We start from the raw sequence: 17422 nt of genomic DNA on the forward strand, positions 1-17422 counted from the left end.
TTAATACTATTTGCGCTAAATTGTAACCCATTATTCATAAAAAAAAATAAATCAGCTATAATATTATTGTTACCCGCCTTCCTTGCTGATGTTCAGGCCGATAAAGTTAAAATTAACTTAACATATCTTTAAAACATAACCCCCGGGATACTGGTTATATACCCTGAACAATAAAACATCACATCACTATGAAAAACGCATTTAAAACATTTTGCCTTGGCGCGGTCATTACCGTTTCAATAGCCGCCTGCAACGGTAACAATACGGCCAGCAGCGCTGATTCTACAAAAGTTGACTCTTCAAGTTCAGTAAACACCAAGACTGATACTACCATTAAAGTTGATACCGCCTCGCCGGTAACGGATACTACAAAAAAAGTTGATACAATTTCTAAAACTGTTGCAAAGAAAACTGTAGCAAAAAAGACAATAGTAAAAAATCCATAATTGCAATATTTTAAAGCTAATTCAAATAAATCGTAAATTTTTTCAATAAATGTGGGTTACCTTTTTATATTTGTGGGTATTAACACTAAATTTATAATCACTTTAAAAAAATTAACGATGAAAAACGCATTTAAATTTGGCTTTTTAGCTTTAGCTATCACTTTATCAGTTGCTGCTTGTAAAGGTTCTGGTTCAGCTTCTGCTACAGATTCAGCTAAAAAAGATTCTGCTGCTACTGTTGACACAGCTAAGAAAGATTCTGCTGCTACTGTTGACACAGCTAAGAAAGATTCTGCTGCTAAGAAAGATTCAACCAAGAAAATGTAATTTTTCCTGGAAAGAAAATAGAACGCCTGGGTATTTTACCCGGGCGTTTTGTTTTTTATACTTTTTTAAAAAAAACGGGTTACCTTTTTTAATACCCGGTATTAATAAACAAAACTATAACACATAAAATATTTCAAAAATGAAAAACGCATTTAAATTTGGCTTTTTAGCTTTAGCTATCACTTTATCAGTTGCTGCTTGTAAAGGTTCTGGTTCAGCTTCAACTACTGATACAGTTAAAAAAGATTCAACAGCTACTACCGTTGTAGATTCAACTAAAAAAGATTCAACTGTTAAGGTTGATACAGTTGTTAAAAAAGATTCAACTAAAAAAATGTAATTTTTGCGGTAATAAAATAACAAAGCCCGGTCAATTTGACCGGGCTTTGTTATTTACAGCTATTTTGTAGTTACTACTCTTCAGAATAAACACTCTGCACCCTATCCCGCAGGTTATAGCCCGACACCATTACCTCGCCATAAGCGCCGGCTGTACGTATGGCAATTAAATTACCACGTACGGATTCAGGCAATAACACATCCTTACGGAAACAATCCGTGCTCTCACATATAGGGCCAACCACATCATACTTAGTCATAAGTTTTGAGTTTTGAGTTTTAAGTTCACCATTATTATTAACTGACTCATTACTCATCACTGGCAACTGGCTACTAATATTATCTATCTGGTGATACGCCTGGTAAAGCATAGGGCGTATCAGTTCGGTCATACCGGCGTCCAGTATCAAAAAGTTCTTTTTCAAACCGTTCTTTACATACAATACCCTGGATATAAGCGATGCGCTATGCGCAACCAGGGCACGGCCCAGTTCAAAGTGAACTTCCTGATTTGGTTTTACTATCAAATGGTCGTTAAAAACCTTAAAATAACTTTCAAAATCGGGGATATTATTCGTGTCGGGATTGTAATAATCAACACCCAAACCACCGCCTACATTTAATACTTTAATGGTAAAGCCCCGCTCTTCAAACCATTTATCAAGCTCGTTCACTTTTACGCAAAGGTTTTTAAATACCTCCATATCGGTGATCTGTGAGCCTATATGGAAATGAATGCCCATAAATTCAAGGTTGGTGCTGGCATGCAAAGCATCTGCTACATTAGGTAATTGCCATATATCCACCCCAAATTTGTTTTCTTCTAAACCAGTGGTGATGAAATGATGTGTATTGGCATCAACATTTGGGTTAATACGAATGGCCACCCGCGCGGTTTTTCCTTTAGTTTTTGCCAGGTCATTAATAATAGCTAACTCCTGTACCGATTCTACATTGAAGCAAAATATATCTGCTTCCAAAGCATAATTAATTTCTTTATCCGATTTGCCTACGCCAGCAAAAACCACCTTATCCTTACTAAAACCACCTTCAATAGCAGCCCTTACTTCGTTACCACTTACACTATCTGCACCAAAGCCGTAGGCTTGTATAGTGGAAACCACTTTGGGGTTAAAGTTGGCCTTCATAGCATAATGCACATGAAAATTATATTTAGCCGATGCCGTACGGCAGGCTTCCAGGGTTTGTTTCAATAAATTAAGGTCGTAGTAATAAAATGGCGTTTCTAAATTTTGAAAGCGGTTAATAGTGGCTGGGCTGAACATGCGTATTAGGGTAAACTTTATATGATAATCAAATATTAATAAACTGAATGGCTGACATTTACATTCCGAACAGGAAACTCCTTTTACGAAATGATGCGGGTGATTAAAACTTTCAATAAATAGCTATGTTATTGAAAATATTTTTATCCTTGTATAACCCTTTATCAAGGCGCTAAAAATAAGATTTTAAACACTATATCGCTCTATAAATGATCAAAATTAAATTTGGCACGGATGGCTGGAGAGCCATTATTGCAGACGACTTTACCGTTGAGAATGTTAAACGTGTAGCTTATGCTACTGCCTTATGGTTAAAAAAGGAATTTAAAGAACCATCTGCTGTTGTAGGTTGCGACCCGCGTTTTGCAGGGCCGCTGTTTGCTGATGTTACCACGGCCGTATTGGCATCGCAGGGTGTAAAGGTTTTTCGTGCTGAAAACACATTCGTATCTACGCCCATGATATCGTTAGGTACCGTCCGTCATAAAACTTCGGCAGGTATCATTATTACCGCCAGCCATAATCCGCCATCGTATAATGGATATAAGATCAAAGCATCGTATGGTGGCCCTGCTACACCTGATGATATCGCGAAAGTTGAATCAACTATTCCCGATACTATCGACCTGCAGTTAAAATCTGTAGCCGATTATCAGAAAGATGGCCTGGTTGAGTTTACAAATCTTGAAGACATGTATGTGGCCCACGTTGAAAACTCGTTCGACCTGGAAACGATCCGCACTTGCGGAATGAACTGGGCCTATGATGCGATGTATGGCGCCGGCCAAAACGTAATGCGCCGCCTGTTCCCTGATATTACCTTTTTGCATTGTGACCATAATCCCGGCTTTGACGGCCAGGCACCTGAGCCCATCCAGCGTAACCTACAGGAATTTGAAGATATAATTAAACTATCTGATGGCGAGATTGCCAGCGGCCTGGTTACCGATGGCGACGCCGACCGTATTGGCTTATATGACCAGGATGGCAAGTTTGTGGATTCCCATCATATCCTGCTATTGCTGATCCATTACATGCACAAGGTTAAAAAGCAAAATGGCGAAGTGTATTCAACTTTTAGCTGTACCAGCAAGATCCAAAAACTGTGCGATGCCTACGGCCTGAATAACACGGTTACCCCAATAGGTTTCAAATATATTTGCGACCTGATCGTAAACTCGGGTAAACCATTCCTGGTGGGCGGTGAAGAATCGGGCGGTATTGCTACTGCCGGTCACATCCCCGAGCGCGATGGCGTTTGGATAGGCCTGATCATTTGGGAGTTTATGGCAAAAACAGGCCGCTCGTTAAGTGACCTGGTACAGGAAATTTATGATGTGGTAGGCTCATTTGCCGTTGAACGTTATGACCTGCATGTAACCGAGGAATTGAAACAAAGCATCATATCAAAAAGCAAATCGAATAGCTATCCGTCATTCGGCGATTACCAGGTGGTGCATACAGAAGACCTTGACGGCTTTAAATTCTTTTTTGAAGATGGCACCTGGGTAATGATCCGTCCATCTGGTACAGAGCCTGTGTTGCGGGTATATGCCGAGGCTTCAGATTCAGCTGCATCATTTAAAATATTGGATGCAACGAAGGCTACCTTGCTTGGGTAATTTTAATTCGAAGTTCGGAATGTCAATTTCGAAATGTATATAAAACGCGAAAGGCTTACTAATAGTAAGCCTTTCGCGTTTTTATGATTAACTACCCTCTGTGATGATGTTTTTTCTTTTTCTTCTTTTTAGGCGTTTCCTTTTTATGTTTTTTCGATTTCTTTTCTGTTTTAGTACTTTTTTTAGTTTCAGCTTTCTTTTCAACCGGTTTTTTGGCCACCGTATCGGTTTTTGCACCTGCTGTTTTCAGCGTATCGGCGCTCAGATCTTTTACCGTTAAACTATTGCTTCTTAAATTGTATTGCAAGACGCGTTTTTGGCCCGTTGGTTTGGCTGTTGATGTGTTACCGTCGTAAATTGGAAACTGGCGGATCAGTTTTCCTTCCTTCATATAAAAATTATCATTGCCACGATAGCCTTTCTTTTGCCCCGATGTTAGTTTTGGGAAATCAAGCTTATTGGCTTTGCCTTCTTTAAACTCATAGGCATAAATCGCGGTATAATCAACGGTATCTTTAGATTTCGCCTCTATCAGCAACTCGGGGTTACCATCAATATCCATATCTGAATTGAAAACATCGGTTATAGCGCCTTCCAGGTCGCCGGTTGTAGTGGTATAAGTTTTGGATGCGGTATCCGAGTGTAAAATGAGTAACGAACTTTGGTTCCCGCTACCCCTGCCCCAGCTCATTACATCAAAATCCTGTCCGGGCGCTACCTCCACCATTTTGTGATAACGGAACGGCGCCATTATAGTTGGTGCTGCCGGTTTAGCTTCAGAGGTACTCTTTTTTGGCTGCTCTTGTGTACAGGCAAATAATAACAGGCTTAAGCCTGCAAGTATACCATAGTTAACGCGTAATAGTCTTCGCATTGTAGTTTAGTTATATATCGATTCCGCTGATAGTTCGCCTTTAGGTTTACCCGGTATGGTCATATACACACGCAGGGTATTTGTTGTTGAAGTACCACCATCAAAGTATTTCAGCGTAAATTTATGCCAGCCTTTTTGTAAAAGCACTTCGCCGCCGTCGTGATACAGGTTATGTTTGGCATCGTTCAGCACCACAACCTGGTCATCAAGCAATATACTGGCACCATCTTCCTGCCTTGTGGCAAATATATATTTACCGTCATTATCAATACGGATATAACCTGTAAATATTACGCCATAGGTTTTATTCTTTTTAAAAGGCATGGTGTTAAAGCTTTTTGTTACACCCGAATCTATTACCGGGGCAGCATCCAGTTGCGAGGCATCGGTAAACACACCGCTTACTACTTTATATTTAACGCCGGGTGTAGTGCCCTCAAATGTTACAGGGGCCAATGGCGATATATTGCTCACCATAGCATGCGATATTAAACTACGGTGCCCTGCTGGTGTAATTACAACGGTTTTCAGTTCGCGGTAATGCCCTTCGGGAACGTCAATGGTAAATGGATGATCGTAAAGCAAAGTTGTTTCCCCGGGTTTAAAACCATCCAGTGTGTAATATATTTTAGCTCCTTCAACCGGCGGGGTTAAGTTAACATCCAATTTATTGCCTATACTCATGGTATCAATGGCGCCAATAGCTGGTGTTAAACGGTAATTAAATCCGTTCCTATCTAACCAGGCCAGGTGTTTTGGTAGCCTTAAATTAAAGTTATTAATGTCCTTATTGGCCAATGGCGTCCACGCTACTTCCGACAAGGCGAATAACCTTGGCAGCAAAAAATATTCTGCTTTCTCTTCGGTTTGGATGTATTCTGTCCACAAATTCGCCTGCACGCCCAAAATGTACTTTTGCTGATCGGGGCTTAATACCGCGGGTACCGGGTTGTAATTATACACCTTACTAATGGGCTCGTTACCGCCTATACTCAAAGGTTCGCGGCTTGCAGGCCCCTGTCCGTGGTCGAAATAAAGGCCGCCGCTGCCCGGGGTCATAATTACGTTATGGTTTTGCCGTGCTGCTGCAATGCCGCCAGCTTCTCCGCGCCAGCTCATTACGGTTGCATTTGGCGCAAGGCCGCCTTCCAATATTTCGTCCCAGCCTATAATACTGCGCCCTTTAGAATTTACAAACTTCTCCATGCGCTGTATGAAATAGCTTTGCAAACCGTGTTCATCTTTCAGTTTAAGGCGTTTGATCAGCTTTTGACAGAACTCCGATTTTTTCCAGGCATCCTTAGGCACCTCATCGCCGCCTATGTGAATATATTTACTTGGGAAAAGGTCAATTACCTCGGTCAGCACATCCTGCAAAAAGTTAAAAGTGTATTCGCTTGGGCAATATACATCAGTGGTTACTCCCCATACCTCGCCTACTTTATAAGGTTTGGATGGATTACAGCTCAATTCAGGATAAGCCGCTATAGCCGCTAATGAATGGCCCGGCATCTCTATTTCAGGAACGATATTGATATACCTGTCGGCCGCGTATTTTATTACATCACGTATCTCGTCCTGGGTATAAAAGCCGCCATGGGGGATACCATCAAATTGCTGGTCACGATTGGTGTAGCGGCCGATAAGTGTCTGCGCGCGCATGCTGCCTACCGATGTTAACCTTGGATATTTTTTGATCTCTATCCGCCAGCCCTGGTCATCGGTTAAATGCCAGTGAAAGTTGTTCAGTTTGTAGGCCGCCATCAGGTCGATGTATTTCTTCACAAACTCCACGCTGAAAAAATGGCGGCAAACATCTAAATGTAAACCACGGTAGCCAAAACGGGGATAATCTTCAACCTGTACACACGGAAGCTTTACCGTTGCGCCATGGTTTAGCGGCAATAGCTGTATTAAGGTTTGTATCCCATAAAACAGGCCTGCGCCCTTCCCCGAAATTATTACCTGCTGCGGAGTGATGTTTAACCTGTAACCCTCGGCCGGTAAATTATCGGTGCCATTTGCGGTTAATATAATAGTGTTATTACTGCCAGAGCCTGTATTGGCTTTCAATTGATTATGCAGGTTGTATTTGCTGTGCAGTAAATCGGTAAAAAACTTTACGGCTTTATTATCCACGCTATCGGCAGCGATGATCGTTTCCTGGCTCAATACAAATTCGCCCGGAACTTTTTTAACTGAAACAGGTGCAGGGATGATGCCCATATTCAGATCGGCTACCTGGGCTTTAACAATGTTTGCTACAACTAAACACACAAATACAAACAACGCAGACTTTTTATACATAATGAAACCAATAGTTTATAACTGAAATGTGAAGTTAACAGATTTTTAAACTTTATGCTATTTAACATTGTAAAAAATACACAACAAAAAGGCCCGCTAATTAGCAGGCCTTTCTTTTACTAAAACTTTCTCGACTCCAGACTTAGGACTTATGCGATCACCGCATGCTCCTTAGCAGCCAGGTAGCGCTCGGCATCAATAGCGGCCATACAGCCGGTACCCGCGGCGGTAACCGCCTGGCGGTAAACATGGTCCTGCGCGTCGCCGCAGCAAAATACGCCTTCAATGTTGGTGTAGGTGGTACCGGGTTTGGTTTTAATATAACCTGTTTCGTCCATATCCAGCCAGCCTTTAAAAATATCGGTATTGGGGTGGTGGCCAATGGCTACAAAAAAGCCGGTCACATCCAGGGTCTTCTCGTCGTTGGTTTTATTGTTGTGTACCCTAACCCCAGTCACATTCAGGCCATCGCCCAAAATTTCTTTTGTTTCGGTATTGTATAATATCTCAATATTATGGGTATTCAACACACGGTGCATCATTGCTTTCGAGGCACGGAATTCATCACGCCTAACCAGCATATACACTTTTTTACAAAGTTTGGCTAAGTAAGTAGCTTCCTCGGCAGCGGTATCGCCGGCACCAACAATAGCTACATCCTGTCCGCGGAAAAAGAACCCATCACAGACGGCACAGGCCGATACACCAAAACCGTTATATTTTTGTTCGGATTCCAAACCCAGCCATTTGGCAGATGCACCGGTAGAGATGATCACCGTATCGGCCAGGATAGTCTTTGTTTCATCAACCACAACTTTATGCGGCAGGCTGCTAAAATCAACCGATGTAATATAACCAAAGCGGATATCGGTACCCAGGCGTTCGGCCTGCCTGCGGAAGTTCTCCATCATCTCGGGGCCTTGTATACCATCCGGGTAACCGGGATAATTCTCAACCTCGGTGGTTTGGGTAAGCTGGCCGCCGGCTAAAATACCGGTATAAAGCACCGGTTTCAAATCAGCGCGCGATGCGTATATGGCGGCAGTGTAACCTGCCGGGCCCGAGCCTATAATAAGGCATTTAACGTGTTCAGTTTCTTGAGACATGGATAATTAAATAGTGTGCGAATTTAAGTTTTATTGTGGTATGGGGCAATAGGGATCGGTCAGCATATTGTAGATATTACTTCTGCTCATTCGCCTTCAACACCCTGATAAAGTTACCACCCAGTATCTTATCAATATCCTTTTCAGTATAATTCAGTTTCAATAATTCGGCCGTAACTTTTGGATAATCGCGCACATCATCCAATTCCAGCGGAAATGATTCTGAACCGTCAAAGTCTGACCCTATGCCCACGTGATCGACCCCTATCAGTTTCACCATATAATCAATATGCTTGATCAGCATACTTAATGGCGGGCGGATCTGCGATGCCTCCTGCTGGTGCAATTGGCTTAAACGGATGCTGGCCAGGTCGCGATCGTGGAATACATTGACCAGTGAATCCAGTTCTGCACTGTGCGTACGCATAAAAGCACCGGCTTTGCGGCTATAGGTACTATCCACAAACCCGCTGTAAAAATTAACAAACACTACTCCCCCGTTCTTTGCCAGCGCTTTTAACTGGTTATCCTTTAAATTACGTTGATTGGGGTTTAAAGCATAAGCACAGCTATGCGAAGCGATTACGGGTTTACGGGTAGTTGCCAGCACGTCGTAAAAAGTTTGTTCGCCAACGTGCGATATATCAACCATTACGCCCAGGTCGTTCAGATGGTGCACTATTTGTTTACCAAAATCGGTTAACCCTATATGCGGTAGTTCGGCTTTGTGGTGTGTTTCATCCCTGGCCGATGTTGCCCAGGCGGTACTATTGTTCCAGGTAAGTGTCAGGTACTTCATGCCGCGTTTGGCAAGGCTATCTATATAATCCAGCCTGTCTTCAATCATGTGGCCGCCTTCTACGCCTATCATGGCCACAAACTTTTGTTGCTCCAACCCTTTTTGCAGACCGGCAGCGGTGTGTACCAATACCATTTTATCCGGGTTCCGTTTAGCCAGGGCATAAAGCGAATCTATCTCGCGATTAGCCATAGCATATGCTTTACCGGCGCCATTTGTTTCATCGCACCAAATGGAAAAAACCTGCACATCAAGCCCGCCTTGTTTGGCCCGCACCAGGTCGAAATTTCCTACTGTTTGTTGTTTGGCTAAATCGGCACCGGTAATTAGCTGGTTTGATAAGGCATCGTTATGCGTATCTATCAAAATGGCTTTCTGGCGTATTTTTTTTGCCTGCTGTGCGTTTACACATACCCCCAAACAAAGTAAAGCCGGCAACAATATTTTTTTCATGCAGGAAGGTAATAAAATCAACTGGTATAGCTGCGGAATGGTAGTTAAAAAAGTGTAAGGATATTAGTCATTACCTATGTTTGTATTACCCCCACGTTAAACGGTTTCTCTATAGGTGCATGGTTAGCCGCCTCTATCCCCATGGATATTACCTTACGTGTCTCCAGCGGGTCGATGATCCCATCAACCCAAAGCCTTGCGGCAGCATAATATGGCGTGGTTTGGCTGTTATAACGCTCGGTAGTTTGCTGTAACAGTTCATCTTCTTTCTGCTGGTCTATAGCTTCACCTTTGGCTTTTAACCCTGCCGATTGCATTTGCACCAAAACCTTAGCTGCCTGCGCGCCGCCCATCACTGCTATTTTAGCCGATGGCCAGGCGTAGATCAGCCGTGGGTCGTAAGCTTTACCGCACATGGCATAGTTGCCCGCACCATATGAATTGCCTACCACTATAGTAAATTTAGGCACTACCGAGTTGGCTACGGCATTCACCATTTTAGCGCCGTCCTTTATAATGCCGCCCTGTTCGCTACGGCTGCCCACCATAAAACCGGTGACATCCTGCAAAAACACCAGCGGGATTTTTTTCTGGTTACAATTCATAATAAAGCGCGTAGCCTTATCAGCCGAGTCAGAATAGATGACCCCGCCAAACTGCATCTCACCTTTTTTAGACTTCAGCACTTTCCGCTGATTGGCCACTATCCCCACAGCCCAGCCATCAACACGGCCTAAACCGCAAATAATTGACTGGCCGTAACCAGCCTTATATTCCTCAAATTCGGAATTATCAACCAGGCGGTCAATAATTTCCATCATGTCATATTGCTTCTCTCGGTTATCGGGCAGTATCCCGTAAATGTCCTGCGGGTTCTTTTTAGGATCGGCAGGCTTAATGCGGTCGAAACCGGCTTTGGTGTAGTCGCCGGTCATGCTCATAATATTGCGAATGGAATCCAGGCAGGCCTGGTCGTTTGGTTGTTTGTAATCTGTTACTCCTGATATTTCGCAATGGGTAGTAGCGCCGCCCAGGGTTTCATTATCCACATCCTCCCCAATGGCCGATTTCACCAGATATGAACCGGCAAGGAAAACCGAACCTGTACCTTCAACTATCATGGCTTCATCGCTCATGATGGGTAAATAGGCGCCACCAGCCACACACGAGCCCATAATAGCCGAGATCTGGATGATGCCCATGCTGCTCATTTGCGCGTTATTGCGAAAGATGCGGCCAAAGTGTTCTTTATCGGGGAATATCTCATCCTGCAGGGGCAGGTATACACCCGCTGAATCAACAAGGTAAATAATAGGCAAACGGTTTTCTATGGCTATTTCCTGGGCACGCAGGTTCTTTTTAGCCGTAATAGGGAACCAGGCACCGGCCTTCACAGTAGCATCGTTAGCCACAATAACACATTGCCTACCCGATACATACCCAATGCCGCAAACCACCCCACCCGAAGGACAGCCGCCATGTTCGGCATACATGCCATCGGCAACAAACGCTCCTACTTCCAGCCAGGGCTTACCTTTATCAATAAGGTAGGCAATGCGCTCGCGGGCCAGCATTTTGCCTTTCTCTTTTTGCTTAGCCGCTGCTTTGTCGCCACCGCCTTTATATATCTGTTTAAGGCGCGTGGTTACATCAAACGCAAGGTGCTTATTAAAGTCTTCGTTCTTGTTAAATTCAATATCCATAATTGGTTTTTGGAGTAATGCAATGTTAATCAAAATAAGGCAAATAACAGTAGCTAACTGGCTTATAAGGTATCTTAAACACCGGAAAACATGGTTTACATGGTTTACAAAATTCGGTTACTTTTATCAATTAACTAACTTATAATAAGTAAGTTATGATTTCAAAACACAAAAATGTGTAAACCATAAAAACGGTACCCGCGCCTGTTTAAACACACCTGAATATTGCTTATTGTTTTCTTTGATCAGATATAAAATAAATTTGATAATTGTATAAAACTTGTTACATTTGTATATCTCCTGCCTGATAACAGTAATCAAATTTTTATTGAATAATTAACGAATGGCAACTTAAACCATTTGCTAATAACTATTTAAAATTATTTGCGTACAAAGAACTAATTGATTAAACTTTAAACGAAGAATGCGATGATTATTATGACGGTGATATATTTGTGCAAGCGTTTTAACCTACTAAGGTTCTTCAAGAAAAACCCTGTTGTCGCAGGTGCTTAGTATTAAGTTAGAAGTAATAAGTCAAAAGTAGTATCTCATACGCTCTTCTGACTTAAGACTTCAAACTCAAGACTTTAAACTCAAATTTAAGTCAAATTCCTGTCCCTGAACCAAACCTCATCGGGTTTGACGGTAAAATTACTCATTAGCGTTACTAGCTCTATCGGGTCGGCTGAGGTGATCACCAGCTCACGGTTTGTCGGTTTCAGGAACCGCTGTTCTACCATTACATCCATTTGCTTTAGCAGGAAATCGTAAAAACCATTTACATTTAATATCCCTACCGGGTGATGGTGCAAGCCTAATTGCAGCCAGGTCAGTACCTCAAAAAATTCTTCCAGCGTACCAAAGCCACCGGGCAGCATAATAATGCCATCGCACAGGTCGTTCATCATTTGCTTGCGCTGATGCATGTTCTCTACAATGTGTAGTTCGGTTAAACCAGTATGGCCAACTTCCTTATCCATTAAAAACTGCGGGATAACGCCAATAGTTTTACCGCCGTTAGCTATCATAGCATCGGCCATCAGGCCCATTACCCCTACCTTGCCGCCGCCAAATACCAGCGAGATATTGCGCATAGCCATTACCTGTGCCAGTTGTTCAACCGCTTGTTTTAGTATAGGGTCGCCATTAAAATTGGCACCGCAGAAAACGCAGATGGATTTCATATCAATTATTTTAGCAAGTATAACCAAACGGTATTTATTATTGGGTAATAGTTGTAGATTTAAGAAAACAACCCACACCAATCTTAAACATGAAAAAAATATTAATATGTGCTTTCTGCGTAACTGTTGGTTATGCATCCCACGCCCAAAGCAAAGGTTCTTCAAAGCCTGAAAAAACAATAATCAAAGAGGTTACTTTAACATCTCCGCCGCAAACTGATGACATGATAAAAGATGGCAGTGCTATGGCCGGCATGATGAATAATTTCGGGCCAATGATGGGTAACATGGTAAAATCAATGATGGATGCGCAACTCGACTATTTTAAGCAACCGGGAAAAATGGAAGAAATAGCAAGTTGCAAAAGCAATACTTTGATGCATTGATAAAGGAAGGTTTTAATACAGACCAGGCGTTAAAAATAATTACCTCGGATAGTATCCTACCTAAAAGCAACGGTAAATAACAAGTGTCCGTGCTTAAAACAGAATAGCAATGGGCAAAAAAAGCGAAGGGGTAAATCCTTCGCTTTTTTACAAATCTCTAATTAACCAATCACTAACGCGTGTAATTCGGCGCTTCTTTAGTAATGGTAATATCATGCGGGTGGCTTTCGCGGATACCTGATGCGGTAATGCGTACAAACTGCGCCTGTTGCAAGGCTTCAATATCCTTAGCGCCGCAATAACCCATACTGGCACGCAAACCGCCAACATACTGGTATATTACCTCGGTAAGGGTACCTTTATACGGTACGCGGCCTACAATACCTTCAGGGACCAGTTTTTTAATATCATCCTCTACATCCTGGAAATAGCGGTCTTTTGAACCTTGCTCCATCGCCTCTATCGAACCCATACCGCGGTACGATTTAAACCGGCGGCCTTCATATATAATGCTTTCGCCCGGTGATTCTTCAACACCTGCAAATAGCGAACCTGCCATAATAGTACTGGCGCCGGCAGCAATTGCTTTGGCAATGTCGCCGGTATGTTTAATACCACCATCCGCAATTACGGGGATGCCGGTACCTTTCAGCGCTTGCGCACATTCATAAACGGCATATAACTGCGGCACCCCTACACCGGCAATAATACGGGTAGTACAGATAGAGCCGGGGCCTATGCCCACTTTAACCGCGTCGGCGCCGGCCTGGGCCAGCGCACGGGCAGCTTCGCCGGTAGCTATATTACCTGCAATTACCTGCAAGTTTGGATATTTCGCTTTTACTTCTTTTAGTTTATCTATTACCCCTTTAGAGTGCCCGTGGGCGGTATCAATAGCAATTACATCCACACCGGCCTTTACCAAAGCATCCACCCTGTCTATCGTATCGGCTGTAACACCTACAGCAGCACCAACGCGCAGGCGGCCGTGTTCATCTTTACAGGCAGCAGGATAATTTTTTAGTTTTTGAATATCGCGGTAAGTGATCAGCCCAATCAGTTTGCCTGCATCATCCACAACCGGTAATTTTTCAATTTTGTGGCTTTGCAATATTTCCTGCGCCTGGGCCAAAGTTGTGCCTTTGGGGGCTGTGATCAGGTTGGTTTTGGTCATCACCTCGGTAACCGCTATGCTCATGTCTTTTTGAAAACGCAGGTCGCGGTTGGTGATAATGCCTTTCAGTATACCGCCGACGTCTACCACCGGGATACCGCCTATGCCATTATCCTTCATAATTTTGGCGGCCTCGCCTACCAATGCCCCTTCGTGCAGGGTAACCGGATCCTGTATCATGCCACTTTCAGACCGCTTTACCTTCCTCACCTCATCGGCCTGGGCGGCAATGCTCATGTTTTTATGCAGCATACCTAAGCCACCCATCTGGGCAATAGCAATAGCCATTTGCGCCTCGGTAACGGTATCCATTGCGGCAGATACGATGGGGATATTAAGTTTTATCTTTTTGGTGATGTAGCTTTGCGTATTTACCTCGCGTGGTAAAACTTCAGAATAGGCCGGTACAAGCAATACGTCGTCGTACGTTAAACCTTCGGCAATAAATTTTGAGGAATCTGGTGGGTGCATAGCAAATAATTTGTGAATGATTACTTGCCGGGCAAAGGTACGTTTTAATGTGTAGATGTGCAAATATGCAGATATGCAAATTGAATAATATACAAAAATGAAGTTTCCATTACAAACGGATAAACACAATCAAATCATGTGCACATCTGCATATTTGCACATCCGCACATCCCTTAATATTTCCCTGCCACTACTTTGTAAAAGTTATCATAATCAAGGTACTGGTTGGCCAGCTGCAATATCTTTTCGCTGGTGATGGATTTTATAGTCTCGATATAATAATCGTAGTAATCATACCCCAAGCCCGAGAAATAAATATTCTTGAACTTATCCGCATGCGACATTACATTTTCAAGACTGCCTAATAATGAACCTAACATAAAGTTTTTCACCAGCGCCAGTTCTTCTTCGGGTACCAACTCTGTTTTCAGCAGGTTCACTTCTTTTTCAATTTCTGTCAGCGCGGCACGGCAAACATCAGCTCCAACTTCGGTAGCTATGAAGATAGAGCCCGACTGTTTTAACGATGTCATAGCCGAACCGATACCATAAGTATAACCCTTATCTTCACGAATATTAGCCATCAACCGCGACCCGAAATAACCACCTAATACGGTATTTAATACCTGCACAGCCGGAAAATCGGGGTGGGTACGGTTAATGGTAGGCCTGCCCATGCGTATAGCCGATTGAAGCGCGTCTGCCTTTTCCACAAAATAAAACTTTTCGGTAGCCGGTTGTAATGGCGGTTGTGTGGTATCGGCTTTTGACTGGTTGTTTTTCCAATTAGCCTCAAACGTATCGCCCATCAGGTTAAGCATAGCAGCATCAACCCTGCCGGCTACCATAATGGTACAATTTGATGGCTGATACATTTGCTTAAAGTGCGCCTGCATATTAAGCTGGTTCAGTTTTTTATAATCCGCCAGCTCTGCGCCATAGCCATAAATCGTATCGCCATATAAGGCTTTGTTAAACTTGCGGCGTGCCTGTACATCGTTTTTTTGCAAGCCTATTTGCAGCTTTTGCTGCTGCGTCATTTTAAAGGTCTCTATTTCCTTTTCAGGGAATACGGAGTTGTTTAAAATATCGTGCAGCACAGGCAAGGTTTTATCCAGGTGCTTGTTTAGGCTGTATAGCGTAACCGTACTATTATCATAACCATAATCCACCTGCAAAAAAGCGCCGTAATAATCAATCCTGTCGGCAATTTCGGCAGCTGATAACGTTTCGGTGCCTTCCGTCAGCATGGCGTTTACCGCTATATTCAGTAGCGGGTTCGCAGGATCGAACCGCAAGTTGCCAAATATCCATTCAATCCGCACCAGTTCCTGGTCGCCCGAGTTGAAATGGAATAAATTGCAGCCATTATTAAATTGGATATGACCGGGTTTTATCAAACTGATACCTTCAACCTGTTTGAAACCCGGCGCTATAGTTCTGTTTAGCATGTTTTGTATGTCTTATTTATGCTGTCATTTCGAACGAGGAACGAGGAGAAATCTTCTACGATAAGCTTATCGCTCATATAAGGTTTCTTCCTTTCGGTCAAGAGAATAGTTCTCCCTGCTTCGAAATGACATAATTTTTAGTGTTGTAATTCTGCAACTTCTTTCTCCGCCAAATAAACCATGGTCGATGAATTCTCTTTTCTGAACAGCTTGTTGGCTTGTTGCTGCACCTGTTCAACCGTAACCTGCAAATATTTGTCGGGTTCGTGGTTCATCATAGCCGCATCCCCCAGTAATTCAAAGTAAGCCAGGTTCATAGCTTTATCCAGCAAACTCATTTCGCTGAATAGCAGGGTCGACTCCGTTTTATTCTTCACCTTGGTTAGTTCGTCAACAGGCACGGGAACGGTTTTTATCAGTTCCAGTTGCTGCCATATCGCAGCTTCAGCCTGCTCAATGCTCACCCCCTCGTTAGGCTTCCCTTCTACCACAAACATAGCTTTATCAATACTGCCTGATGAATACGCGTTAATATCGCTGAACAGCTGCTGGTCTTTAATCAGCGTACGGTGCAGCCTTGATGAGTTGCCCCGCGACAGGATATCCGATAGCAGGTCGGTTACGTAATAACTATCTGATGTACGTTCATCTGCCTGGAAAGCAATGTAAACCGAATTTTGCGGCACCTTACCGCTTACGGTGGCGCGGCGCGCCTCGGTTTGTTCAGGTTCCTGGGGCAGGTTGCGGTGATATTTTTCGCCGGCGGGTATCGGGCCAAACCATTTTTCGGCCAGCTGCATAGCTTGTTCGGTTTTAATATTGCCACCAACTACCATAATGGCGTTTTGCGGGTTATAATGTTTTTTAAAGAAGGCTTTAACGGCATCGATCTGCGCATGCTCTATATGTTCCAGCTTTTCGCCAATAGTAGCCCAGCGATACGGATGGGTTTTGTATACCAGCGGGCGCAGCTTCAGCCAAACATCGCCGTAAGGCTGGTTCAGGTAGCGTTGCTTAAATTCTTCCATCACCACATTACGCTGCACCTCCAAACTTTTCTCGCTAAAGGCAAGGCTTAGCATGCGGTCACTTTCCAGCCAGAAGGCGGTCTCCAGGTTTTCGGCAGGTAGTGTAATATAATAATTGGTGATATCGTTGCTGGTAAAGGCATTGTTTTCGCCGCCTACACGCTGCAGCGGCTCATCGTAATTAGGGATATTTACCGACCCGCCAAACATCAGGTGCTCAAATAAATGCGCGAAACCGGTTTGTTCGGGGTTTTCATCACGGGCGCCTACATCATACAATATATTCAGCACAGCCATTGGGGTGGTATCATCTTCGTGTACCAATACACGCAGGCCGTTAGCCAAAGTAAAACGGTTGAATTTAACCATGTATATTTATTAATTTAATGAGCAAATGTATAAGAAAGTACGGAAGTCCGAAAGGTTATGTGGCCGAAAGATTTCTGTGGCTATTGACTATATC

15 protein-coding genes are annotated in these 17422 nt (G+C 43.3%); 5 read left to right on the forward strand and 10 right to left on the reverse strand.

What is annotated here, in order from left to right:
* Positions 1-188: 188 nt before the first annotated feature.
* From IRJ18_RS11155 to IRJ18_RS11165, 3 genes are all read left to right on the forward strand, one after another.
* Complete coding sequence (locus tag IRJ18_RS11155) at positions 189-446, forward strand: hypothetical protein (RefSeq protein WP_194106279.1); 258 nt, start codon at positions 189-191, stop codon at positions 444-446.
* 117 nt (positions 447-563) lie between these two features.
* Positions 564-773 carry a hypothetical protein gene (locus IRJ18_RS11160; RefSeq protein WP_194106280.1) on the forward strand — a complete coding sequence of 70 codons (210 nt, stop codon included), beginning with the start codon at positions 564-566 and terminating at the stop codon, positions 771-773.
* Positions 774-912: 139 nt separating this feature from the next.
* Positions 913-1113 (forward strand): hypothetical protein, encoded by a 201-nt coding sequence (locus tag IRJ18_RS11165; RefSeq protein WP_194106281.1) that lies wholly within the window; start codon positions 913-915, stop codon positions 1111-1113.
* Positions 1114-1186: 73 nt separating this feature from the next.
* Here the strand turns inward: IRJ18_RS11165 and lysA are convergent, their stop codons facing one another.
* Positions 1187-2398 (reverse strand): diaminopimelate decarboxylase, encoded by a 1212-nt coding sequence (gene lysA, locus IRJ18_RS11170; protein WP_194106282.1) that lies wholly within the window; start codon positions 2396-2398, stop codon positions 1187-1189.
* Between the two features lie 209 nt (positions 2399-2607).
* Here lysA and IRJ18_RS11175 point away from each other — a divergent pair, with 209 nt between their 5' ends.
* A complete protein-coding gene (locus IRJ18_RS11175) occupies positions 2608-4020 on the forward strand; it encodes a phosphohexomutase domain-containing protein (protein ID WP_194106283.1) in 1413 nt (470 codons plus the stop codon).
* Between the two features lie 91 nt (positions 4021-4111).
* Here IRJ18_RS11175 and IRJ18_RS11180 read toward each other — a convergent pair whose 3' ends face one another.
* The 6 genes from IRJ18_RS11180 to IRJ18_RS11205 all read right to left on the reverse strand — a co-directional run bounded on the left by IRJ18_RS11180 (position 4112) and on the right by IRJ18_RS11205 (position 12449).
* Positions 4112-4894, reverse strand: coding sequence for a hypothetical protein (locus IRJ18_RS11180; protein WP_194106284.1), 783 nt, complete (start codon positions 4892-4894; stop codon positions 4112-4114).
* Positions 4895-4900: 6 nt separating this feature from the next.
* Entirely contained in the window at positions 4901-7201 is a 2301-nt protein-coding gene (locus tag IRJ18_RS11185) for a family 20 glycosylhydrolase (RefSeq protein ID WP_194106285.1), read from the reverse strand.
* Positions 7202-7350: 149 nt separating this feature from the next.
* Positions 7351-8307: a thioredoxin-disulfide reductase gene (gene trxB, locus IRJ18_RS11190; protein WP_194106286.1), complete on the reverse strand. Its 957-nt coding sequence runs from the start codon at positions 8305-8307 to the stop codon at positions 7351-7353.
* A gap of 76 nt (positions 8308-8383) precedes the next feature.
* Positions 8384-9559, reverse strand: a complete 1176-nt coding sequence (locus tag IRJ18_RS11195) for a dipeptidase (protein WP_194106287.1) — start codon at positions 9557-9559, stop codon at positions 8384-8386.
* Positions 9560-9633: 74 nt separating this feature from the next.
* Positions 9634-11262, reverse strand: coding sequence for an acyl-CoA carboxylase subunit beta (locus IRJ18_RS11200; RefSeq protein WP_194106288.1), 1629 nt, complete (start codon positions 11260-11262; stop codon positions 9634-9636).
* 602 nt (positions 11263-11864) lie between these two features.
* The gene (locus IRJ18_RS11205; RefSeq protein ID WP_194106289.1) at positions 11865-12449 is read right to left on the reverse strand and encodes an LOG family protein; all 585 of its coding nucleotides are present in this window, start codon (positions 12447-12449) and stop codon (positions 11865-11867) included.
* Positions 12450-12538: 89 nt separating this feature from the next.
* Here IRJ18_RS11205 and IRJ18_RS11210 point away from each other — a divergent pair, with 89 nt between their 5' ends.
* Positions 12539-12835, forward strand: a complete 297-nt coding sequence (locus tag IRJ18_RS11210) for a hypothetical protein (RefSeq protein WP_194106290.1) — start codon at positions 12539-12541, stop codon at positions 12833-12835.
* Between the two features lie 172 nt (positions 12836-13007).
* On the opposite strand, the gene guaB is transcribed toward IRJ18_RS11210, so the two are convergent.
* From guaB to IRJ18_RS11225, 3 genes are all read right to left on the reverse strand, one after another.
* Positions 13008-14480 (reverse strand): IMP dehydrogenase, encoded by a 1473-nt coding sequence (gene guaB, locus IRJ18_RS11215; protein WP_194106291.1) that lies wholly within the window; start codon positions 14478-14480, stop codon positions 13008-13010.
* A gap of 173 nt (positions 14481-14653) precedes the next feature.
* Positions 14654-15931: a M16 family metallopeptidase gene (locus IRJ18_RS11220; RefSeq protein WP_194106292.1), complete on the reverse strand. Its 1278-nt coding sequence runs from the start codon at positions 15929-15931 to the stop codon at positions 14654-14656.
* Positions 15932-16068: 137 nt separating this feature from the next.
* A complete protein-coding gene (locus IRJ18_RS11225) occupies positions 16069-17328 on the reverse strand; it encodes a M16 family metallopeptidase (RefSeq protein WP_194106293.1) in 1260 nt (419 codons plus the stop codon).
* Between the last annotated feature and the right edge of the window lie 94 nt (positions 17329-17422).

Origin of the sequence: Mucilaginibacter boryungensis (assembly GCF_015221995.1) — a bacterium.
GTDB lineage: Bacteria > Bacteroidota > Bacteroidia > Sphingobacteriales > Sphingobacteriaceae > Mucilaginibacter > Mucilaginibacter boryungensis.

Bases quoted from the DNA above. Each gene is read 5' to 3' on its own strand.
- IRJ18_RS11155 (WP_194106279.1), top strand. From the start codon at position 189: ATGAAAAACGCATTTAAAACATTTTGCCTTGGCGCGGTCATTACCGTT.
- IRJ18_RS11160 (WP_194106280.1), top strand. From the start codon at position 564: ATGAAAAACGCATTTAAATTTGGCTTTTTAGCTTTAGCTATCACTTTA.
- IRJ18_RS11165 (WP_194106281.1), top strand. From the start codon at position 913: ATGAAAAACGCATTTAAATTTGGCTTTTTAGCTTTAGCTATCACTTTA.
- lysA (WP_194106282.1), bottom strand. From the start codon at position 2,398: ATGTTCAGCCCAGCCACTATTAACCGCTTTCAAAATTTAGAAACGCCA.
- IRJ18_RS11175 (WP_194106283.1), top strand. From the start codon at position 2,608: ATGATCAAAATTAAATTTGGCACGGATGGCTGGAGAGCCATTATTGCA.
- IRJ18_RS11180 (WP_194106284.1), bottom strand. From the start codon at position 4,894: ATGCGAAGACTATTACGCGTTAACTATGGTATACTTGCAGGCTTAAGC.
- IRJ18_RS11185 (WP_194106285.1), bottom strand. From the start codon at position 7,201: ATGTATAAAAAGTCTGCGTTGTTTGTATTTGTGTGTTTAGTTGTAGCA.
- trxB (WP_194106286.1), bottom strand. From the start codon at position 8,307: ATGTCTCAAGAAACTGAACACGTTAAATGCCTTATTATAGGCTCGGGC.
- IRJ18_RS11195 (WP_194106287.1), bottom strand. From the start codon at position 9,559: ATGAAAAAAATATTGTTGCCGGCTTTACTTTGTTTGGGGGTATGTGTA.
- IRJ18_RS11200 (WP_194106288.1), bottom strand. From the start codon at position 11,262: ATGGATATTGAATTTAACAAGAACGAAGACTTTAATAAGCACCTTGCG.
- IRJ18_RS11205 (WP_194106289.1), bottom strand. From the start codon at position 12,449: ATGAAATCCATCTGCGTTTTCTGCGGTGCCAATTTTAATGGCGACCCT.
- IRJ18_RS11210 (WP_194106290.1), top strand. From the start codon at position 12,539: ATGAAAAAAATATTAATATGTGCTTTCTGCGTAACTGTTGGTTATGCA.
- guaB (WP_194106291.1), bottom strand. From the start codon at position 14,480: ATGCACCCACCAGATTCCTCAAAATTTATTGCCGAAGGTTTAACGTAC.
- IRJ18_RS11220 (WP_194106292.1), bottom strand. From the start codon at position 15,931: ATGCTAAACAGAACTATAGCGCCGGGTTTCAAACAGGTTGAAGGTATC.
- IRJ18_RS11225 (WP_194106293.1), bottom strand. From the start codon at position 17,328: ATGGTTAAATTCAACCGTTTTACTTTGGCTAACGGCCTGCGTGTATTG.